This is a genomic window from Actinoplanes sp. CA-030573 (assembly GCF_050951115.1).
Classification (GTDB): domain Bacteria; phylum Actinomycetota; class Actinomycetes; order Mycobacteriales; family Micromonosporaceae; genus Actinoplanes.
This window is the reverse complement of record NZ_CP192038.1, coordinates 8934640-8957472: the sequence shown is the minus strand read 5'-3', so window position 1 is coordinate 8957472 and position 22833 is coordinate 8934640. Positions and strand designations below refer to the sequence as shown.

Annotated in this window: 12 protein-coding genes; 7 read left to right on the top strand and 5 right to left on the bottom strand. The window is 70.5% G+C overall.

What is annotated here, in order from left to right; all coding sequences use genetic code 11:
• Positions 1-67: 67 nt before the first annotated feature.
• Complete coding sequence (locus ACQP2F_RS41340; RefSeq protein ID WP_433297566.1) at positions 68-835, bottom strand: thrombospondin; 768 nt, start codon at positions 833-835, stop codon at positions 68-70.
• Positions 836-932: 97 nt separating this feature from the next.
• Positions 933-1532, bottom strand: a complete 600-nt coding sequence (locus ACQP2F_RS41335) for an ATP-dependent Clp protease proteolytic subunit (protein ID WP_433297564.1) — start codon at positions 1530-1532, stop codon at positions 933-935.
• 77 nt (positions 1533-1609) lie between these two features.
• On the opposite strand from ACQP2F_RS41335, the gene ACQP2F_RS41330 reads away from it, so the two are divergent.
• Entirely contained in the window at positions 1610-2416 is an 807-nt protein-coding gene (locus ACQP2F_RS41330; RefSeq protein WP_433297562.1) for an Fpg/Nei family DNA glycosylase, read from the top strand.
• An 871-nt stretch (positions 2417-3287) separates the two neighbouring features.
• Here ACQP2F_RS41330 and ACQP2F_RS41325 read toward each other — a convergent pair.
• Positions 3288-4889, bottom strand: coding sequence for a polysaccharide deacetylase family protein (locus ACQP2F_RS41325; protein ID WP_433297560.1), 1602 nt, complete (start codon positions 4887-4889; stop codon positions 3288-3290).
• A gap of 113 nt (positions 4890-5002) precedes the next feature.
• On the bottom strand, positions 5003-6373 hold the full coding sequence (locus ACQP2F_RS41320) for an FAD-dependent oxidoreductase (RefSeq protein ID WP_433297558.1): 1371 nt from the start codon (positions 6371-6373) through the stop codon (positions 5003-5005).
• A 263-nt stretch (positions 6374-6636) separates the two neighbouring features.
• Here ACQP2F_RS41320 and ACQP2F_RS41315 point away from each other — a divergent pair, with 263 nt between their 5' ends.
• From ACQP2F_RS41315 to ACQP2F_RS41305, 3 genes are all read left to right on the top strand, one after another.
• Positions 6637-16515, top strand: a complete 9879-nt coding sequence (locus tag ACQP2F_RS41315) for a polymorphic toxin-type HINT domain-containing protein (RefSeq protein ID WP_433297556.1) — start codon at positions 6637-6639, stop codon at positions 16513-16515.
• A gap of 145 nt (positions 16516-16660) precedes the next feature.
• A complete protein-coding gene (locus ACQP2F_RS41310; protein WP_433297554.1) occupies positions 16661-17065 on the top strand; it encodes a hypothetical protein in 405 nt (134 codons plus the stop codon).
• 23 nt (positions 17066-17088) lie between these two features.
• A complete protein-coding gene (locus tag ACQP2F_RS41305; RefSeq protein WP_433297552.1) occupies positions 17089-18756 on the top strand; it encodes an RICIN domain-containing protein in 1668 nt (555 codons plus the stop codon).
• 104 nt (positions 18757-18860) lie between these two features.
• Here ACQP2F_RS41305 and ACQP2F_RS41300 read toward each other — a convergent pair whose 3' ends face one another.
• On the bottom strand, positions 18861-20018 hold the full coding sequence (locus ACQP2F_RS41300; protein ID WP_433297550.1) for a carboxylate-amine ligase: 1158 nt from the start codon (positions 20016-20018) through the stop codon (positions 18861-18863).
• 65 nt (positions 20019-20083) lie between these two features.
• Here ACQP2F_RS41300 and ACQP2F_RS41295 point away from each other — a divergent pair, with 65 nt between their 5' ends.
• The 3 genes from ACQP2F_RS41295 to ACQP2F_RS41285 all read left to right on the top strand — a co-directional run bounded on the left by ACQP2F_RS41295 (position 20084) and on the right by ACQP2F_RS41285 (position 22710).
• Positions 20084-20374, top strand: a complete 291-nt coding sequence (locus tag ACQP2F_RS41295) for a DUF6412 domain-containing protein (RefSeq protein ID WP_433297548.1) — start codon at positions 20084-20086, stop codon at positions 20372-20374.
• 80 nt (positions 20375-20454) lie between these two features.
• Positions 20455-21210, top strand: a complete 756-nt coding sequence (locus tag ACQP2F_RS41290; protein ID WP_433297546.1) for a YidC/Oxa1 family membrane protein insertase — start codon at positions 20455-20457, stop codon at positions 21208-21210.
• Between the two features lie 93 nt (positions 21211-21303).
• Entirely contained in the window at positions 21304-22710 is a 1407-nt protein-coding gene (locus ACQP2F_RS41285; RefSeq protein WP_433297544.1) for a carbohydrate-binding protein, read from the top strand.
• Positions 22711-22833: the final 123 nt, after the last annotated feature.

Here is a 22833-nt window from a genome sequence, read left to right as displayed (position 1 = left end):
GCGCGGCGATTCATTGCGTACGCGAAGGGCGGCCCACTGGGGGCCGCCCGTTCCGCCTTTACCGATGTCAGAAGCGGTTCACGGTGTGCGCGTCGAGCCACTCGCGGAGCGCCGGCACGTTGTTCGTGTCGGTGCCGAGCCAGGTGAGCGAGCCGGTCAGCGCCAGCACGCCGAGCACGATCGCGCCGAGCGCCAGGACCATGCCGATGAGCGCGTCGGTCTTGCCGGCCACGTGCCGCTTGCCGGTGGCGTGAATGCCGGCCAGCGAGAGGATCAGCGCGACGGCGGCCACGCCGATGCCCCAGCCGAGCAGCGGCCCGGAGAGCACCAGCAGCACCGAGCCGACGCCGAGGATCAGGCTGAGCGTCGCCAGCAGGCTGGCCCGCGGCTTGGGGCCGAGCGCCCGGTTCGCCTCGCCGGCGGTGTCGCCGGTCGTGTCGCCGGTCGTGTCGCCCGTCGTGTCGTTCCTCGGGAAGACCGGCCGGGCGACCGTCGACGGCGGGGGCGGCGGCGGGGTGTTGCGGTCCGCGCGCGCCGGCGCCGGCGGCAGCTCCTCGGTGATCGGCTCGTCGTGGCGTGCCCGGACGGCCTCACGCTGCGCCCGGTCGGCCTCGCGCCGCGCGTTCTCGGCGTTGGTCGCGGCCTCGCGTCGCGCGGTGTCGACGTTGGTCGCGGCTTCGCGTCGCGCGGCGTCGGCGTTGGTGGCGGCTTCGCGTCGCGCGGTGTCGGCGCGCGCGGTGTCGGCGTTGGTCGACGTGGCGGCGCTCGCCGGGGCCGGCCGTTCCGCTTCCGGGGTGTCGGTCTCGGTCTGGCGGGAGAACGTCGGAATTCTCACGTCCAGCACCTCCTTGACGATTCGGGGGATGAAACGCCTATACCCCGAACGCCGTTCGCGCACACACCCGGGACGAGCGGCCGGCCCTCGTCTCAGCTCACGCGGGCAGCGACACCACGTCGGAAGCCTTGTTGATCACGTGGTCGACCAGGCCGTAGTCCTTGGCCTGCTGGGCCGTGAACCACCGGTCGCGGTCGGCGTCGCGCTCGATCTCCTCCGGCGTGTGGCCGGTGTGGAACGCGATCCGCTCGTTCATCACGGTCTTGACGTGCAGCATGCTCTCGGCCTGGATGGCGATGTCGGCCGCGGTGCCGCCGATGCCGCCGGAGAGCTGGTGCATCATCACCCGGGCGTGGGGCAGCGCGTACCGCTTGCCGGGGGTGCCGGCGCAGAGCAGGAACTGGCCCATCGAGGCGGCCATGCCGAGCGCAATGGTGGCCACGTCGTTCTTGATGTACTGCATCGTGTCGTACACCGCCATGCCGGCGCTGATCGAGCCACCGGGCGAGTTGATGTAGAGCGCGATGTCCCGCTCGCTGTCGTTCGAGGCCAGGAGCAGCATCTGCGCGCAGATCCGGTTGGTGACCTCGTCGTTGACCTCGCTGCCGAGGAAGATGATGCGCTCCCGCAGGAGCCGCTCGAAGATCTGGTCATCGAAGGAAGCGCCGCCGCGCATCGTCAACTCGTCAACACTCATGGCACCAGCTTTCCGCAGACGAACGTCGTCACCCAGCATTTTCCCTCTGGGCATAACCGCGGATACCGTTGCTCCCCGTGCCAGAGGGACACACGATTCATCGGCTGGCCGCGCGGCACCGGGAGCTCTTCGCCGGGCAGGCGCCGGCGGTGACCAGCCCGCAGGGGCGCTTCGCGGCGGGGTCGGCGTTGGTGAGCGGGCGGCGGCTGCGCGACACCGAGGCGTACGGGAAGCATCTGTTCCATCATTACGACGGTGATCTCAGCGTGCACGTCCACCTGGGACTCTACGGAAAGTTCGCGGACGGCGAGCCGCCCGTGCCGGCGCCGGTCGGCCAGGTGCGGATGCGGATGGTCACCGACGCGTACTGGCTGGACCTGCGCGGGCCGACCGCGTGCGAGGTGCTCGACCCGGCCCAGGCCCAGCTGCTGCGCGACCGCCTGGGCGCCGACCCGCTGCGCGACGACGCCCAACCGGCCGCGTCCGGCGAGCGCGTGCGAGCGAGCACCAAGCCGATCTTCGCGCTCCTGCTCGACCAGTCGATCGTGGCCGGCTGCGGCCTGATCTACGCGAACGAGGTGCTCTTCCGAGCCGGGCTGGCGCCGACGACGCCCGGCCGCTCTCTCGGCGCCGACCAATGGGACGAGCTATGGTGCGACCTGCGCGCGCTGATGAAGGAGGGCGTGGCCCGCGGCCGCATCGACACGGTCCACACGGCGCACACTCCCGAGGCGATGCAGCGGGCGCCGCGCGTGGACCGGCACGGGGGTGAGGTCTACGTTTACCGGCGGCCCGGCCAGCCGTGCCTGGTATGCGGCACCCCGGTAGCGAGGGGGCCGATGGCCGGCCGCAACCTTTATTGGTGCCCGGTCTGCCAGAAGTAGGGCGCTTGGGGTGAGGGCGGTCCGCCGGGCCGGTCGGGGCTGGTTTGCTCTGCTTACCGATACGCGCCCGCGTTCGTGGTGGGCGGCCGCACCCCTCTCCGATCGTCGGCCGCCTTAACCGATATGCGCCGGCCGATGGTGGGGGCCGTCCAGCCCAGATCTTGGAGAGTTCCTGTTCGCAGGGAGCACGAACTCTTCATTGCTCACCGACCGAGTCGTGCCGCGCCGGCGGTGCTGCGTTGGGCCGCGCCGGCCGTGCTGAGTCGGGCCGCGCCGGTTGTTCCGAGTCGAGCCGCGCCTGTCGTGCCGAGTCGAGCCGCACCTGTCGTGCTGGGTCGAGCCGCGCCTGTCGTGCCGGGTCGAGCCGCGCCTGTCGTGCCGGGTCTGGTCCGCGCCAAGTCGAGCAGCGCCCGTCAGGCCGAGTCAGGCGGCGCCGAGTTCAGCCGTGCCAGCCGCAACTAGCGGGCCCAACTCGGGTCGCGTGGAGCTGCACCGGCTCATCGGCATCGCTCTGCTTACGCCTGTGTGGACGCTGTGGATAGCGTCCAGAAAGCGTCGTACCCGGCTGCTTAACTCACCCCACCCAGTGAACGGGGTGGGGTTTGGTAACGGCCGGGTAGGGCTGGTGACGATCACGGACGCCTGCGAGCGGCTGGTCGGCCGATGAGCGCGGGTGGCGGTCGCGCGGGTGCGGGCGACGGCCGGACGAGCGCAGGTGGCGGCCAGACGAGCGCAGGTGGCGGCCAGACGAGCGCAGGTGGCGGCCAGACGAGCGCAGGTGGCGGCCAGACGAGCGCAGTTGGCGGCCAGGCGAGCGCAGGGGTGAGAAGACGACCGCAACGAGCGCGCCACCACCGAGAACCAAGCGGCCTCACCGAGCCGCGGCGACCTCGTCCTCAGCCGACGCGGCCGCGGCCGCGGTCCCGTCCGCGCGCGCCGGCACGGGCGCGGTCGGTGATGCCGGGGCGGGCGGCGTGACCGAGGCGCTCGGGTTCGGCGTGGCCGGGGACTCCGGCGTCGGCGCGGTGGTCGGGGCCGTCGTCTCGGCGGGCGCCGGGCGGCTGGGGATGCCGAGCGTGAAGTTCTCCTTCAACCAAGGCAGCAGGTTCTCGTACGCGGCGATGGTGTCGGGCTGGTTGAAGTCGTGCGAGAGGATGATCGACCCGGGCCGTGCGTGCTTCTTGACTTCGGCGATCACTCGGTCCGTGTGTGCGGCGTCGGTCTCGCCGGGCTTGTGGTCCCAGTCGGCCGGGTCGACCTGCCAGTAGAGCGACGTCATGCCGGCGGTCGCGGCCACGCCGACCAGGCGGTCGGTGAAGTTGCCGCCGGGGGCACGGAAGAACGGGATCTGAGCGTCCGGCACCGCAGCCCGGATCGCGGCGTTTGTCCGTTCGAGGTCGGCTTGGATGTCCTCGGGCTTGTCCTTACCGATGGTGAGGCTGTGGTTCCACGTGTGGTTGCAGAGCGTGTGCCCGGCGGCGACGATGTCGCGGACGATCTCGGGGTGCTTCTGCGCCTGCTGCCCGACCAGGCAGAAGGTCGCCTTCACCTGATACTTCGCCAGCAGCGCCAGGATCCGCGGGGTCTGCACCGCGTCGGGGCCGTCGTCGAAGGTGAGCGCGACCGTGGCCGAGCCGGTGGTGCGCAGCGAGTTGCCGGGACCGGCGCCCTCGATCCGTCTCTCGGACGGGGCGGTCGCACCGCCCGCGGGCACGCCGCTGCCGCTCGCGGCGGCCGAGGCCGAGGGCACCGCCGCGGGCGCACCGGCGCCCTTGTCGCCGGCCTGCTGCGGGGTCTTCTTGGCGCCGGAGGTGGCGCCGGCGGTGTCGCCGGCGGTGTCCCGCGACGACTTCTTCTTGGTCTGTGTGGAGTGGACGCCGATCGCCCGCTGGGCAGCCGCGTTCACCGCGTCGACGCCGTCACGTGCGCGGGCGCCGGGCACCGCGACCAGCAGCAGTCCGACCGCGACCAGCGAGGCCAGCAGCACCTGCTGCCGCTTCTTGCCCATCAGCAGCCACGACTCGATGGGAAGCGTGCCGGGCGCGCGGTGGCTGCCGGTGACCGGCGGCCGGGTGTCGGCGGGAGCACGGTGCGCGGCCGCGTGCCGGGCCCGCGAAGACCGATGGGCCACGCTGCGAGGCGCGGCCTGCGAGCGGCGGGAACTGTCCGCGAGCGCGGTCGAAGAGCGGCGGGAACTGTCCCCCAGCGCGGTTGAAGAGCGGCGGGAACTGTCCGCGAGCGCGGTCGAAGAGCGGCGCGAAACGTCGGCGGCAGCGCCTTCCGCGCGGCCGGCGTGGTGGCGGGCCGAGCGCGGCCCGGGCACCCAGGCGCCGTCCTCGAGCAGCGTGCTCACCCGGAACTCGGGGCCGGTACGGCGGGTGTCCGCGAGCGACTCGGGACGGCGATGACGCCCGCCCGCCTCGGCGACGTCGCCGGACGCCGGGCTCGGGGATCGGAGGGACTGCGGCGACATGGTGCATCTCTACCGTGTCGCAAGATCTGGCGCGATACCAGATTGGTGAACTCATCCGTACGGTGTGTAGTAACACCTGCTGGCAATCTGTGACCGCCAATTCACAAAACGGCCTACATCGACGCGTGTACGGCGTCCGTCGCCTTCCGGGCGGCGATCAGCACCGGGTCCCACACCGGCGCGAACGGCGGCGCGTAGCTGAGGTCGAGCGCGGTCATCTCCTCGACCGTCATCCGGTTCCACACCGCCACGGCGAGCGCGTCGATCCGCTTGGCCGCCTCGGTCCGGCCGACGATCTGGGCGCCGAGCAGGGTGCCGGTGCGGCGCTCGGCGATCAGCTTGATGGTCATCAGGGACGCGCCGGGGTAGTAGCCGGCCCGGCTGGTCGAGTCGACCGCGGCCGTCACGAACGCGTACCCGGCCGCCCGCGCCTCCTTCTCGGTGAGGCCGGTGCGCGCCACCTCGAGCTCGCAGACCTTGGTCACCGCGGTGCCGATCACGCCCGGGAACGTGGCGTAGCCGCCGCCGATGTTGATGCCGGCCACCCGACCCTGCTTGTTCGCGTGGGTGCCGAGCGGTACGTGCACCGGCCCGCCGGTCAGCAGGTGATGGGTCTCGACGCAGTCGCCGGCGGCCCAGACCCCGTCGGCGTCGACCACGCGCATCCGCCGATCGGTCCGGACGCCCCCGGTGACCCCGACCGGGAGCCCCGAGTCGGCCGCGAGCGAGCTGTTCGCCCGTACGCCCAGGCCGAGCACCACGATGTCGGCCGGCAGCGTGCCGCTCGGGGTGACCACCGCCCGTACCCGCCCGTCGCCGGTCTCGATGTGCTCGACGTCCGCGTTGGTGACCACCTCGATGCCCTGCTCGCCGATCGCCTTACGGACCAGCGCGCCCACATCGGGGTCGACCGTCTTGCCCATCGGCTCCGGCGACTTCTCCAGCAGCGTCACCTCGAGGCCGCGCTGCTTCATCGCCTCCGCCATCTCGACGCCGATGTAGCCGCCGCCGATCACCACGGCCCGCCGCGGGGAGGGGCGGGCGGACAGCCAGTCGTGGATCGCCGAGCCGTCGTCGAGCGTCTGCACGCCGAAGATGCCGGCGGCCGGTATCCGGGCCCACTCCGGCGTCACCGGGGACGCTCCGGTCGCGTACACGAGGTGGTCGAAGCCCTCCCGCACCTCGCCGCCGCCGTCGAGATCGTGCGCGACCACCTCGCGCCGGTCGAGGTCGATGCCGACCACCTCGTGCCGCAGGCGCACGTCGATGCCGGCCTCGCGGTGCTGCTGTGGGGTGCGCGCGACGAGCTTGTCGCGCTCGGCGACCGCGCCGCCGATCCAGTACGGGATGCCGCACGCCGAGTAGGAGGTGAAGTGCCCGCGCTCGAACGCCACGATCTCGAGCTCGTCCCGGCCCAGCCGCTTGCGTGCCTGTGACGCAGCCGACATGCCCGCCGCGTCCCCGCCGATGACCACCAGCCTCATCCGGCGCACCCCCGCCCCTCCCTGCCGCGATTCAGCCTACTCACGGGCGACTGTGGGGCGCGGTGGTTGCCATTGTTTCCCTATCGTTCCGCTATCACGCGCCAAATGTCCGATTCGGACTCTATCCCGCAAGCATCGGTGGCTGTAAATTACCGGCGGCGACCACGGCACTACACATATCGATGTGTCGCCGACTCTTCACACGGGGGTGGAAGATGTTGCTCGGCACGTCCCGGCCCGCTCGCGGTAAGGACCGTAAGCGCGTGCTGTTCCTTGCCGTCGGGCTGTCGTTCGTGCTCACGGCCTGTTCCGCGCAGGAGGGCACGACCGCCGTCCAGCTCAACCCGCGCGCGGTCACGCACGACGCCCGGGTGGACGCCAAGGACGCCAAGCCGGCGCCGAAGCAGCGGTGGGGTGACGCCTCGGGGCTGAACCCGGTGGTCGACGGCAAGCGCAACACGTTCAAGCCGCCGTCCGAGAAGTCGAAGTACCCGCCGGTGAAGCCCCCGGAGCCGCCGGCCAACATCGCGCGCAACGTCGCGGCGCCGGCGCCCGCGGCCCGCGGCTTCCGCACCGACGGCAGCAGCAAGGAGCTCACCGCGCGGCGCGGCACGCACGAGCGGACGTACGCGAACGCCGACGGCACCGAGACCACCGAGTTCTCCGCCACCCCGCTGAACTACCGCAAGCCCGACGGCAGTTGGGCCCCGATCGACTCGACCCTGACCCGCGACCCGGCCGGCGGCTGGCGGCGCGGCGCCGACGCGGTCGGCCTCTGGCTCGCCGACCGGGCCGACGCGTCCGAGCTGGTGCGGGTGACCCTGGCCGGCGGCCGCGTGCTGGCCTACGGCGCGGCCGGCGCCCGGCCGGTGACCGCGACGGTCGACGGCGACACCGCCCGCTACGCCGGCGTCTGGCCCGGCGTCGACGTCGAGCTGACCGCGCAGCCGGGCGGCGTCAAGGAGACGCTGGTCCTGGCCAACGCGCAGGCCGCGAGCGCGTACACGTTCCCGCTGCGGCTCACCGGCCTGACCGCCGCGGCCGACGGCAACCGGGTGCTGCTGCGCGACGCGGCCGGCGCCACGGTCGCCACCATCCCGGCCGGCCACCTGGTCGACGCCAAGGGCGCGGTCTCCACCGGCGTGCGCTACCGGTTGGTGGGTGACGCCCTGCGCGTCGAAGCCGACCCGAAATGGCTCGCCGACGCCGCCCGCGCCTTCCCGGTGCGGCTCGACCCGCCGGTGCTGGCCAACGGCGCCGCCTCGGAGAGCCTGGTGGTCAGCGAGACCGGGACCCGTGGCGGCGGCGACACGCTGACCGTGGGCAGCCGCGACGGCAACAGCTCGGCCTCCTACCTGAAGTTCGGCGGCCTGGTGTCGTCGCTCGCCCACGAGACCATCTACAGTGCCCAGTTCTCGGTCGTGTCCTACGAGGCGCCCTCCTGCAAGCCGCGCGCGCTCACCGTCAACCCGGTGACCGAGTCGTGGAGCTCGAGCACCACCACCAGGTACCCAGGCCCGTCGGTCGGCGCGGCGCTGGCCTCCCAGTCGTTCGCGCAGGGCTACATCGCGTTCGGCCAGGCCGCCTCCGCCTGCCCGGTCACCGGCACCGTCTTCGACCTCGGCAGCAAGGGCCGCGACCTGGTGCAGGGCTGGGTCGACGGCAAGGCCAACAACGGCATCTCGCTGCGCGCGCCGGTCTCCGACAACAGCGCCTGGAAGACCATCGCCGGACCGAGCAGCGCCAACCCGCCGAAGCTGTACGTCACGCACAGCCCCTACAACGCGAAGTACGCGATCCCGAACCCCACCCCGAAGCCGCCGGTGCTGCAGAACCAGGGCGGCAAGGTCAAGGTCACGGTCACCAACAAGAGCGCGATGGACTGGACGCCGGCCGGCTTCCAGCTCGTCTACCGGGTCTACAACGCGAAGACCGGCGCCCGGGTCGGCCAGTACGTGGGCGCGCCGCTGGCCGCCAACGTGGCCCGCGGCGGCAGCACCACGATCGAGGCGACGATCCGGGCCCTGCCGATCGGCGACTACCTCATCGACTTCAGCATGGCGACCACCAGCGGCAAGGTCTTCACCGACGAGCTGGTCCCGCCGGCCCGCATCGCCCTGAGCGTGCAGAACATCCCGCCCGTCGTCGGCGAGTTGTTCCCGCCCAACGGCTATCAGTCGCCGACCCTGCGGCCGCAGCTCTGGGCCCAGGCCGTCGACATCGACGCGCCGCCCAAGCAGACCCTGCAGTACAAGTTCGAGTACTGCTCGGTCGGCAGCACCGGCTCGCCGACCGGCTGCACCCAGTCGGCGTACCAGGCCAAGCAGTCGTTCGTGCTTCCCGCGTCGGTGTTCAAGTGGAGCACCCCGTACGTCTGGCGCGCCTTCGTCAAGGACAACACCACCGAGGTCGCCAGCGGCTACTCGACGCTGGTGACGGTCGCGCCGCAGCCCGAGATCACCTCGCGGGTGGCGAACGCGCCCTACGGCACCAGCGACCGCGAGTTCGATCCGGACATCGGCAACTACAGCACCGCCGCCGTCGACGCCACGGCCGCGACCGCCGGGCCGGCGCTGAGCATCACGCGCAGCTACAACAGCCTCGACCCACGCCGCGACCTGTCCTTCGGCGCCGGTTGGATGTCCCAGCTCGACCTGAAGGTCACGGCCGACGCGGACGGCTCCGGCAATGTGCTGGTCACCTACGCCGACGGGCAGCAGGTGCGGTTCGGCCGGAACCCGGACGGCACGTTCGCGGCGCCGCCCGGACGCACCGCGCAACTGTCCATCGTGAACAGCGCGTACGTGCTGAAGGACCTCAAGGGCACCACGTACACGTTCCGCTCGGGCGACGGCAAGATCTCGACGATCGCCGACAAGTACGGCCGGCTCCTCGAGTTCGTCTACGACTCGACCGGCCACCTGCTGCGGATGCAGTCGCGCAACAACACCACCGCGACACCCACCCGGAAGCTGGCCATCACCTGGAACACCGCCGGCACCCACATCTCCGGCGTGACCACCGACCTCAACACCACCTGGTCGTACGAGTACACCGGCGACCTGCTCACGAAGGTGTGCGCCCCGGGCGGCACGATCTGCACGATCTACACCTACGCGGCGGGCTCGCACTACCGCAGCAGCGTGCTCGACAGCGCCCCCGACTCGTACTGGCGCCTCGGTGAGAAGGCCGGCGCCGACGCGGCGGCCAGCGAGATGCTCAACAACCTCGGCAAGGACGCCGGGGTCCTGAAGAACGTGACCCTCGAGCAGGCCGGCGCGCTGCCCGGCACCGACGACACGGCCGCGCTCTTCAACGGCACGACCTCGGTGGCCGAGCTGCCCAAGGGTGTCGTCAAGCGCAGCCGCGACACCGCGGTCGAGCTGTGGGTCAAGGTCACCCCGAGCCAGACCGGCGGCCCGCTCGTCGGCTACCAGGACACGGCGGTCGACACCACGCCGACGGTCGGCGTCCCGCTGCTCTACGTCGGCTCGGACGGTCACGTCTACGGCCAGTTCAAGACCACGGCCGCCGCGCCGGCCCCGATCGACGGCATCGTCGACGTGCGCAACGGCGCCTGGCACCACGTCGTGCTGTCGGTCTCGGCCGACACCCAGACGCTCTACGTCGACGGCGTGCCGCGCGGCACCAAGCTCGCCAGTGCCGGCACGGTCGACCACAGCACGCTGACCTACAACCAGGTCGGCGCCGGCTGGGCGACCACGCCGACGGCCTGGAAGAACTGGGGCTCGACGTCGGCCAAGCGCTACTTCAACGGCAGCCTCGACGAGGTGGCGGTCTACGGCCACGCGCTGAGCGACCAGGCGGTCAAATCCCATTGGTCGTACGGGACGACGCAGGCCGACCAGCTCAGCAAGACCACCCTGCCGAGCGGCAAGACCTCGGCCGAGGCCACCTACGACACGGCCGCCGACCGGGTCGCCGAGTACACCGACGGCAACGGCGGCACCTGGAAGATCGGCAAGCCGACCGTCTACGGCAACGACACCGACCTGCGCCGCGCGGTCGAGGTCCGTGACCCGGCCGACCGTCAGTACCTCTACGAGTACGACGCGCTGGCCGGCCGGCCGCTGCGCACGGCGTCGCCGCTGGGCATCGACACCCGGCCCGAGGACAAGCCGCTGCCGGCCACCCCGTCGCCGACCCCGACGCCCACGCCCACCTGCGTGACGCCGGACCCGAGCTACCCGACGTTCTGCACGACGATCCCGGGTGACTCGCCCGGCCCGATCTTCAGCGAGAACGAGCTGACCGGATCGGTCATCCGCTCGTTCGGCTACGACGACAAGGGCCGGCAGAACCAGGTCGTCGACGAGAACGGCAACGTCCTGACGATGACGTTCGACGACCGGGGGAACGTCACCTCGCGCAAGACCTGCCGCAAGGCCAACGACTGCCAGACGTCCTACACCAGCTACACGACGCCGAACGCGAGCAACCCGTTCGACCCGAAGAACGACCTGCCGGTCGAGACCCGCGACCCGCGCTCGAGCAGCGCGACCGACAACGCGTACCGCACCGTCACCGCCTACAACAACGCGGGCGACGTCTACACCGAGACCCGCCCCGACGGCGCGGTCACGACGAACCTCTACACCGGTGGCAACGAGATCGCGTACGGCAGCACCACCGAGACCGTCCCGGCCGGCCTGACCGCGAGCACCACCGACGTCGCCAACAAGGTCGCCCGGTTCCGCTACACCGCGGCCGGCGACCTCGCCCTGGTCACCTCGCCGACCGGGCTGGTGACCGAGTACACGTACGACGCGCTCGGCCGCAAGATCAAGGAGAAGGTGACCTCGGACAGCTTCCCGTCCGGGGTGGTCACGACCTTCGCGTACGACGACTTCGGCCACAACACGACGACGACCGGCCCGGTCACCGTCAACGCGGTCGACGGCACCCGCCACCAGGCCGTCACCACCAACCAGTACGACGTGGACGGCAACGTCATCCGCACCGTGGTGAAGGACGCGCTCGACGCGAACGAGCCCGAGCGGGTCACCACGATCGAGTACGACGAGCACAACCACCCGACCCGCACGGTCAACCCCGAGGGCGACGAGCAGACCGAGGGCTGGGACAAGTTCGGCAACCGCACCTCGGTCGTCGACGGCAACGGCAACCACTACGAGTACGCGTTCACGGCCCGCAACAAGCTCGCCGAGGTGCGCCTCTACGACTGGGACGACGACGGCACGAAGACCGGCAACGGCGACTTCGTGGTGCTCAACTCCTACGCGTACGACTACGGCGGCCGGATGGTCGTGCAGATCGACTCGATGGGCCGCCGCACCGAGTACACGTACCTGGGCGACGACAAGCTGGCCAAGGTCGTTCTCAAGAACTTCCACAACCCGGACGGCAGCACCCGCGACTACGTCCTCGAGGACAACACGTACGACGCCGCCGGCAACCTGACCAAGTCGGTCATCGACAACGGCACCAAGACCACCACCAACACCTTCGACAAGCTGGGCCGGACGGCGACGACCGCGTTCGACCCGACCGGCCTGAACCGCGCCACCACGTACCAGTACGACGTGCTCGGCAACGTCACCCGGACGACGACCACCGGCAACACGTCGAACGTCCCGTGGCTGGTCGAGTCCGGCGCCACCAACGTGGTGTCCCACGTCTACAACGACAAGGGCCAGCTCGAGCAGGAGAAGGAGCTCGACGGCACCGCGGCGCGGACCACGGCGTACACGTACGACCAGCGCGGCCTGACGCTGACCGTGACCGACCCGCGCGGCGGCGTGACCACGTTCAAGTACGACGAGAACGGCGACCGGATCTCCTCGATCGCGCCGTCGGTGAGCGTGGAGAGCGGCGGGAATCCCGCCCAGACCACCAACCCGACGGTGACCACCGGCTACAACGCGTTCGGCGAGGCGGTCGCGGTCCGCGACGCGCTGGGGAACGTCGCCCACTCGAAGTACGACCGGATGGGCCGCGTCGTCGAGACCGACGGCCCGACCTATACGTCGCCGGCCGGTCCGGCTGTCTCCGCACCGCCGGTAGTCAAGACCAAGTACGACGCGCTGGGCAACGTCGTCGAGGCCACGGACGGGCGGCAGCACGTCACGTATTACACCTATGACCGGCTCAACCGGGTCGTGCAGAAGGACTCTCCGGGCGGTACCGACTCGGAGCGCCTGGTCACCAAGTACACGTACACGCGCAGCGGAAAGCCGCTCTCGACGGTCAGCCCCACCGGTATCCGGACCGAGGCGACCTACGACGACCTCGACCGGCAGGTCACGGCGACCACGTTCGAGCGGAAGCCGGTCGCCCGGACCCTCACCATCACCACTACCTACAACGACGCCGGCAACGCGATCCAGGTGACGTCGCCCGGTGGACTGGTCGGCAAGTCCACCTATAACGCGGCTGGTGAGCAGCTCAGCGTCACCGACCCGGCCGGGGTGACGACGCAACAGGGCTATGACGGCTTCGGCAATGCGGTTCGGCAGACCGACGGCGCGGGCCGCACCACGCGGCACGACTTCAACGGCTACGGCGACATGGTCACCGAGATCAAACTCGCGCCGGACGGGACCGAGCTGCGCCGTGAGACGTACGACCACGACGACAACGGCAACGTCACCGCGGTCACCGATGCGCTGAAGAAGAAGACCACTTTCGAGTACAACGTCCTCGACCAGCTGGTCAAGCAGATCGAGCCGACGAGCGCCACCACATCGATCACGACGACCTTCGGGTACGACGCGTCCGGCCACCGCACCCGGTACACCGACGGCAACGGCAACGCCACGTATTACGGGGTCAACAGCCTGGGCCTCACCGAGAGCGTGACCGAGCCGGCGACCACCGCGCAGCCGGCCCTGACCGACCGCCGGTGGCTGGTCGCGTACGACCTGAACGGCAACGCGACCACCCTGGTGGCGCCCGGCGGCGTCACCCGCAGCCGTACCTACGACGCGGCGAACCGGTTGATCGCCGAGTCGGGCAGCGGCGGGGACGCGACGGCGGCGAGCCGCGGACTCACCTACGACCAGGAGAGCCGGCCCACCGTCATCACGTCCGGCGGCGGCTCGGCCAACACCTTCGGCTACGACGATCGCGGCGATCTGCTCACCGCCACCGGGCCGTCCGGCAACAGCAGCTTCACGTACGACGACGACGGCGCCCTGACCAGCCGAACCGACGCGGCCGGGACCGCCACCTTCGGCTACACCAAGGGCCGGGTCTCCACGATGAAGGACGGCGCGTCCGGGGTGACCCAGACGCTCGGCTACGACGCGGCCGGCGTGCTGAAGAGCATCGACTACGGCGCCGGGCGCGTCCGGGGCTACGGTTACGACGATCTGGGCCGGCTGACCTCCGACACGCTCAAGAACAGCGGCGGCGGCACGGTCTCGTCGATCACCTACAAGTACGACCTGACCGACAAGGTCATCGGCAAGGACACGACCGGGACCGCCGGGGCCGGCAGCAACGTCTACGGCTACGACGACGCCGGGCGCCTCACGTCGTGGACCTCGGCCTCCGGGACGGTGCAGTACGGGTACGACAACGCCGGCAACCGGACCCGAGCCGGGCCCAAGACGGCCACCTACGACGAGCGAAACCGGCTGCTGAGCGACAGCGACTACACGTACGCGTACACGCCGCGCGGCACGATGGCCTCGCGTACCAGCTCGGGCCTCACCGACAAGTACAGCTTCGACGCGTTCGACCGCATGACCGGCGCCGAAGGGGAGACCTACGTCTACGACGGCCTGAACCGGGTGATCAACCGGAACGGCGCGCTGTTCTCCTATTCCGGCACCGATCAGGATCCGGTATCCGACGGCACCGAGAAGTACGGTCGCGGTCCGGATGGTGCGCTGCTGTCGGTCTCGTCGACCGGCGGCGGGGTGAAGCTGACCATCTCCGACGAGCACGACGACGTGGTCGGGGCGTTCAATGTGGGCAGTTCGCTCGGTTCGCTGGACAGTTCCACCGCTTACGACCCCTTCGGCACGAAGACCGCCACCACCGGCAGCCAGTCGAATGTGGGCTACCAGGGCGACTGGACGGACCCGGACACCGGCCAGGTCGACATGGGCGCCCGGTGGTACGACCCCGGCATCGGCGCCTTCGTCTCGCGTGACACGGTCGACTACACGACCGGCGACTCGGTGCTGGCGAACAAGTACGCGTACGCCGCGGACGATCCACTGGGCAACAACGACCCGACCGGCAACTGGCCGTCCTGCGGCTGGTGCCACAAGGCCCTGAACAAGGTCGCCTCGGTCACCAGCTCGATCGGCTCCGGCCTGTCGACGGCCTGGCACGCCACCACCAGCTTCGTCTCGTCCGCCGGCTCCTGGCTGGTGGACCAGGGCCGGGCCGCGCTGTCCACGCTGAAGCGGGGCTGGGACTACGCGTACAACGCCACCAAGACCTTCATCAGCCACGTCGGCGCCAGCATCAAGAACACCTGGAACAACACCATCAAGCCGAGCCTGCAACGGGCGAAGGACGCCCTCAAGGCCAGGGCGGTGGCCGCCTATGAACGCGGTAAGGCGGTCATGCAGCAGGCCCGCGCGGCGGTCAGCTACGCGGCCCAGCACGTGTCGCTGAAGAGCGTCGGCGCGATGGTGAAGTCGCAGCTCAAGAGCCTCAAGGTGGTCATCTCGACGAGCATCGCGCCGAAGCTGGTGGCGAGCTTCAGCAACGTGACCCAGGACCTCGGCATCAACTCGCTGCTGAGTGGGGCGGCCGCGGCCGGCAACATGCTGACGTCGGGCCTGTCGAAGGCCGGCGACTGGATCGCCGACCACAAGGCCGAGATCATCGGCGGCCTGGCCGGCGCCGTGGTCGGCGTGGGCTGTGGGGCCCTGATCGGCTGGACCGGCGTGGGCGCGATCGGCTGCGGTTTCCTCGCGGGAGCGGCCGGCTCGTTGGTCACCGACCTGGTGGCCGGCGGCAAGGGCTGGAAGGAGATGGCCGCCGACGCCCTGATCGGCGGTGTCACCGGCGCGGTGTTGGGTCCGCTGAGCTCGTTCGGCGGCGGCGCGGTGAGCAGCGGCGCCCGTGTCGCGGTCACCGGCGCGGCCAAGGAGGGCCTGGAGATGGGCGCCTCGTCGGCCGCCCGGACGGTGGCCACGCGCGAGGCGGGCGCGGCGGGCGAGGCTCTGGCCGCCCGCTCGGCCGGGTCGGCCGGCCGCGAGGCGGTCGAATCCGCGGGCGCCGGCGCGCGCAACGTCGCGAAGGAGGCCGCCGGAAGCTGCAACAGCTTCGCCACCGGCACGCTGGTCCTGATGGCCGACGGCTCCACCAAGCGGATCGAGGACGTCAAGGTGGGCGACAAGGTCGTCGCCACCGACCCGACCACCGGCAAGACCGGAATACGAGCGGTTACCGCCCTGATCGTCGGCGTCGGCAAGAAGCAGATGGTCGAGCTGACCGTCGACGTCGACGGCGCCAAGGGCGGGAAGACGGCGACCATCGACGCCACCGACGGCCACCCGTTCTGGGCGCCGGATCTGCACCGCTGGGTGGCGGCCGGGGATCTGAAGCACGGTTCCATGCTGCGGACCGGTGCCGGGACCTTCGTCCAGGTGACGGCAACGAAGAGCTGGACGGCCACGCGCGAGGTCCACAACCTGACCGTCGACGGCATCCACACGTACTACGTCGTCGCGGCCGGCACCGCCGTCCTTGTCCACAACTGCCCCATCGGTGAGGCGGACGACTACGCCGCGAAGCTGGCCGCCCGGGGCATCGACCCGAGCGCGGTACGTGGTGCGGCAGCCGCGCCGAAGGTTGAGGGTGAGCATCTCGTGCTGGGCCTCGACAACGGTCTCGAGGACTTCGCGACCAAGGTCGGCGGAAAGTCCTGGAGACAGGAGCCGTTCTTCTCCGGCTTCTGGAACAAGGGCCGGAATGTGGCCCCCGGAACCGCCCAGAAGATGATCGATGCGGTCGCGAAGGGCAACGGGCGGATCAGCTTCAACATGGCCGGCGTCGAGGAGGTCGAAGGGATCCTGAACGGAACCTCGCAGTACGCGGCCAAACAGACCGGGCAGGAGCTCAGACACATCTGCGGGAGCGCGGTGCTCAAAGCGATCACGGTCTTCCACAACACCGGCGGCACGGATCCCTGTTAGGCGGTATGTGGTGAGCGAGGACAGGCAGGAGATAAGGGCGGCGTTCGCGTTCGCGTCCGTTCTTCGACGCCGGCAGGCACGGTTCGTCTACAAGCCGTTCCGGAGTCTGCTGGCGTCGGCCGGAGCGCCGGGGACCGTCGTGGTGGTGGCGGTGGCGGATCTTGGCGAGGTGGCCGAGCGATTCGGCCTGCTCGGTCTGCGCGACACGGCGAAGTTCCTGGCCGACTACGTGTCCCTTTTCCTGCCGCCCGGCGCGTTCGCCGCACCGCTGGCCTGGTCCGTGATGGCGGTCTTCGTTCCCGAGGGAGCCGACGTCGCGGAAATGACCGCCGAGATGCGCCGCTATGCCTTCATCTATCCGCTCGAACTGCGCGAAGGGGAGGACGTCCTGCTGGACGTCACCTCGGGCCGGACCGGGTTCGCCGGCGGCGACCCGGATCTTGCCATCTACGACGCGGTCACCAGCTGGAACGCCGCGGCGCGATCCGAGCGGAAGGAGGGGCTGGAGATCCTACCGACCGATTGGGTGCCGGTTTTCGAGGATGAATGAGTTCGATTCGGGGAGGAATCAACGTGAATGTCAAGCCGGGAAAGAGAAAACCGGCCGTCCGTGCCCTGACCGCCGTGGCCGGCCTGGTGGGCGCGCTTATCGTCATGCCGTCGGCGGCGCAGGCGGCGATCACGCCCGATGCGGCCGTCGAGATCAAGGCCGGGCACAGCAACAAGTGTCTCAACGTCGACCATGCCTTGACGGCCGACGACACCAAAATCATTCAGTACAACTGCAGCCCGTCGTTCACCAATGACAAGTTCCGGGTGGTGCCCAAGGGATCCGGCACCTATCAGATCGTCGCGCAGTTCAGTGGCAAGTGCCTCAATGTGTACAAGAACGCGCTCGTCGACAACACGCCGGTTCACCAGTACACGTGCAGCGACACGGCCAAGAACAACCTCTGGAAGTTCCTCCCGGTGGCCGGCAACACGACCTACCGGATCCAGTCGGTGGCCAGCAACAAGTGCCTGAACGTCTACCAGGCGTCGCAGGAGATCAACGCCGCCGTGAACATCTACACCTGCGGCACGGTGGCGACCACGCTGAACGACCAGTTCTACTTCCCGCCGGCCACCTCGGCCTCGATCACCGCGCTGCCGACGACGGTCGCGCCGGTGGCCGCCGGTCAGGCGGGCGTCGGCACGGCCGCGGTCGGCGCGCTCGTCTACGGCTTCGTGGACACGCTGGGCACGCTCTGGCGCGGCTACCAGAGCGACCCGGAGACCTTCAGCCCGGTCTGGCAGGCGGTCCCCGGCAACGAGCGCTTCACCGGCCACGTCTCGGTCAACAAGCAGGCCGACGGCCGCGCGCAGATCTCCGCGCGCAACGCCACCGACGGCGACCTCAACCTCATGACGCAGAGCGCCAAGGACGCCAACACGTGGTACGGCCTGGGCGACGCCGGCGGCTCGAGCTCCTCCAACCCGGTGCAGGGCGTTCTGCCGGACGGCAAGCTGGTCGACTTCGAGCTGGTCAACGGTCAGCTCTGGCGGTCGGCGCAGGACGGCACGAACTTCCCGTACGGCGGCTGGCGGTACATCGGCGGCAGCGGCCTGACCGGTGAGCCGGCCCTCGCGCCGACCCGGGACGGCCTGCGGGTCTTCGCCCTCGACGCCAACGGCGCACTGCAGACCGCGACGTACGCCGGGGGCGTGCTCAGCGACTGGACGAGTCTCGGCGGGACGGGCCTCAACGGAAAGCCCGCCGTCGTGATCCGCCCCGGTTACGCGGTGCGGATCGTGATCCGCTCGGCCGACGGCACGATCGTCACCAAGGCCCAGAACGACGACGGCACGTTCCAGGCCGCCTGGACCCCGGTTCCCGACCTGGTCGCGGCCGGCGCCCCCGCCGCGGTGATGGACCCGGTCACCGGCAAGGTCGGCATCGTGGCCCGCGCCGCCGACAACACGATCTACTACACGGGCGAGACCGGCCAGAACACCGGCGTCTTCGGGGCGTGGGTGCAGCCGTACGCGACCCAGGTCGTCACCGACCCGTCGGTGGTGGTCTACGACAAGACCAGCGGTCGTGGCTGGGCTTACATCGTGCGCGACGCCAACAACAAGGTGTACGCGGTGACCGCCGGCGAGGTGCCCGGCAGCCTGGCGGCGGCCCGCAAGTCCGCGGCCGCGGCCGCCTCGGCCCCGGCGTTCACCGAGCACGCGTTGCCGGCCCTGCCGACGAAGTAGTGGCGCGCCCAGGTAAGCAGAGCGATTTCGCTCTGCTTACCTCGGGTAGCGCGGCGAACGTATTGGTGAGCAGAGCGATCGTCGCTCTGCTCACCTCTCTCGGCTCAGCCGTCGCCGCGGGTCACCAGGGCCAGCCAGTCGACCACGTCGGCCACCGAGCCGCGCTGGGCCAGGATGGCGCGCTGGCGGGCGGCGCCGGTGCCGTGTGACCGCAGGCGTCCCATCAGGACCGTGGCCATCTCGAGGTCGCCGTGGCGCTCGAGCTCCGGCCGCACGTAGTCGAACAGCTGCCGCATCAGGCGCCAGGCCGGGCGCGGCTCGCGGGTGGCCATGTCGATCGCCACGCCCTCGAGGCCGTCGTGCGCGGCCCGCCAGTGTGCGGCCACCAGCAGCGGGTGCGACACCCGCGGGGCCTCGATGCCCGCCCGCACCTCCCGCACCAGGGTCGCGACCAGCGCCCGGGCCAGGGCGGCGAGCAGCATCGCGTCGTCCAGGGTGGGCATGACGTCGCCCATCCGGATCTCGACCGTCGGGTAGTGGGCGGACAGCCGGGCGTACCAATAGAGCATGCCCTCGTCGAGCATCGCGCCGGTCGCCTCGAGGTCGGAGACCAGGGTCTCGTACTGTTCGACCGACTCCAGGTAGGGCGCCGGTCCCACGGTCGGCCAGCGCTCCCACATCATCGAGCGCCAGCTGGCGTAGCCGGTGTCGCGGCCGGCGAACAGCGGGGAGTTCGCGGTGGCGGCCTGGAAGATCGGCAGCCAGGGCCGCAGGTGGTTCAGCACCTTCACGCCGGTCTCCGGGTCGGGGATGCTGACGTGCACGTGGGTGCCGCACATGCCCTGACCGGGGGAGAGGTCGCCGAACCGTTCCCGCATGCGGTGGTACCGCGGGCTGTCGACCAGGCGCATGTTCGGTCCCGGTGCGGGCCCGGCGCCGACGGCCAGCAAGCGCGCGCCGGCTCGTTCGGCGGCGTCGGCGACCGTACGGCGGAGATCGCGCATGGCCGCATGGAGACCGCTCAGCTCGAGTTGCGGCGGGCTGGCCACCTCGATCTGGCTCCGCATGTACTCGTGCTGCACCGACTCGCGCAGTTCCTCGGGAACCAGGTCGATCACCTGCTCGACCGCTTCCACGCCGCGCGGCTCAACCGCGTCGACCAGCAGATATTCTTCCTCGATGCCGAGCGTGAGGAGATCTTGAGCCTCGGCCTCCTCGGCCAAATCTTCGGAGATCGTGGTCCCACCGGAAGCCGCGTCCATGCCGGTGCGAATACCCGGCGGGAACGGCCGAGAAACTGTTGCCCGCGCGAGCTAGCGTTGGTCGCATGCTGCTGCAGGGTTTGTGGGGGCCGGCCTCAGGACATTTGGTGGCCCTCCTCGACCCGACCCGGGCCGGTGCCCCGGCTCAGCTCGTGCTGGGCCTCGCGCTGGTCGCCGCGGCCGTATTGATCGTTGCCGCGACCGCCGTCCGGCCGGTGCCCGCGCTGGTCGCCGCCCCCGCGGTGCGTGCCTTCGCCCGCCGGGCCCGGGTCGCCGCCCGGCCGCGCCTGGCCGATCCCGATGCCGCGGGCCGCCCGCGGTCCCGAGCGCCTTCGGGTGCCCCCGCGGCAGCGTAGAGCGCCGCTTCCCTCCTCGCCGCCGAAGCGTCGTCTGCTGCCGCCTTCGTGTCCTTTTTGTGTGGATCGAAGGGGTATCCGTGTCCATTCTTGCCATTCCCGGCGCCGTCGTCGGCGCCGCGCACACCGCCATCCAAGCTCTCTCCGGCCTGTTCGTCCCGTCGCTCGGCGTGGTCGCGGCCGCGGTCGCCATCGTCGTCTTCACCCTGCTCGTACGCCTGTTGATCAGCCCGCTGACCTACCTGCAGGTACGCGGGGAGCGCCGCCGCGCCGCGCTCGCCCCGCAGATCGAGAAGCTGCGCGCGAAACACGGCGACGACCCGATGACACTTGCCACCGAGACGCTCGCCCTCCAGCGCGCCAACGGGATCAGCCCGTTCGCGTTCCTGCCCGCCCTCGCCCAGGCGCCGTTCTTCATGGTGCTGTACCGGGTGGCGCTCGACGCCCCGGCCGGCTCGCTCTTCGGCGTCCCGCTCAACGCGCACCTCGCCGCCGGGTTGCCGGTCTTCGCCGTCCTGATCGCCCTCGCCGGCGCGCTGGCCTGGTGGTCGTCGCGCCGCATGTCCCAAATGTCCGGCGGGGCGGTAGGAGCCTCGGCCGGCGGGGCGGCGAGCGCGGGCGGTAGGGCGGTCGGCGCCGAGAAGCCGGGTAAAGCGGCGCCGCAATCCGCCGACCCGGCGGCGGCGTTGAAGTTTATGAAGTACCTGCCCTATCTCTCGGTCCTCGCGGTCGCCTGGATGCCCCTCGCCGGCGGGCTTTACCTGGTCACGTCCACCGCCTGGACGGCACTCGAGCACGCGATCTGGCGCCGGCCGGTAACAACGGGCAATCGTTGACCGCCGATGTTGACAGTTTCTGTTAACAAGCGTGAAATGCCGGTGAGAGCGCTCTCACGCCTCCTCACCCCCCTACGGAAAGGCGTACCTCCGATGGCATCTCTCGCCAGAAAACGGCTGCGGTTCGGGCTCGCCGTCGCCACCGCCACCGTCGCGGTCGCCGCGACCGCCGTCTTCACCATGGACGCCAACGCGGCCGTCCCCGGCGCCCCGGCCGGCATGACCACCGTCTTCAGCGACGACTTCACCGGCGCCGCCGGCACCGGCCTCAACACGGCCAACTGGCTCTACGACATCGGCACCTCGTACCCGGGCGGCGCGGCCAACTGGGGCACCGGCGAGGTCGAGACGATGACGAACTCCACACAGAACGTCTACCAGGACGGCAACGGCAACCTGGTGATCAAGCCGATCCGCAGCTCGTCGGGGCAGTGGACGAGCGGCCGGGTGGAGACCCAGCGCACCGACTTCGCGGCGCCGGCCGGCGGGAAGCTGCGCATGGAGGCGCGCATTCAGCAGCCCAACGTCAGCGGGGCGGCGGCGGCCGGCTACTGGCCCGCGTTCTGGGCGCTCGGCGCGGCGGCCCGGCCGGTCGGGGCGACCAACTGGCCGAGCATCGGCGAGATCGACATCATGGAGGACATCAACGGCCGGTCGTCGGTCTTCTCCACGCTGCACTGCGGCACCGCCTCCGGCGGTCCCTGCAACGAGACGACCGGGCTCGGTAGCGGTGAGCGCGCCTGCTCCGGCTGCCAGACCGGCTTCCACACGTACGCGATGGAGTACGACCGCAGCGTCTCGCCCGAGCAGCTGCGCTTCTACCTCGACGGCAACAACTACTTCACGCTGAACTCGTCCCAGCTCGACGCGACGACCTGGAACAACGCCCTGCACCACGGGTTCTTCATGATCCTTAACGTGGCCATGGGCGGCGGCTTCCCGGCCGCGTTCGGCGGCGGGCCCACCGCGTCGACCCAGTCCGGCGTGCCGATGATCGTCGACTACGTGGCCGTCTACCAGTCGTCCGGCGGCAGCACCACTCCGCCGACGACCTCGCCCACCACCTCGCCGACCACCGCCCCGCCGAGCGGCACCCGGGACGCGTACTCGCGGATCGAGGCCGAGTCGTTCAACGCCCAGTCCGGCACCCAGACCGAGACGAGCTCCGAGGGCGGCCAGGACGTCGGCTACATCGCCAACGGTGACTGGCTGCAGTACAACAACGTCAACTTCGGTACGGGCGGCGTCAAGGACTTCGTGGCCCGGGTCGCCTCCGGCGCCGGTGGCGGGGTCAGCGGCCTGGTCGAGGTGCGCATCGACAGTCGCGGCAACGCCCCGATCGGCAGCTTCGCGGTGGGCAACACCGGTGGCTGGCAGACGTGGACGTCGATCCCCGGCAACGTCTCGAACGTCTCCGGCACGCACACCGTGTACCTGACCTTCACCAGTGGCCAGCCGGCCGACTTCGTCAACGTGAACTGGATCCAGTTCCGCCGGTAAAGATGCAGCTCGATGGGCCGAAGGCGTGACCAGCGCCTTCGGCCCATCGGCATGTTCGCGAGCGAGCGAAAACATCAACGAAAGATTTAAGGATGTTTAAGGTCCCTCCCCTCTGGACTTTTA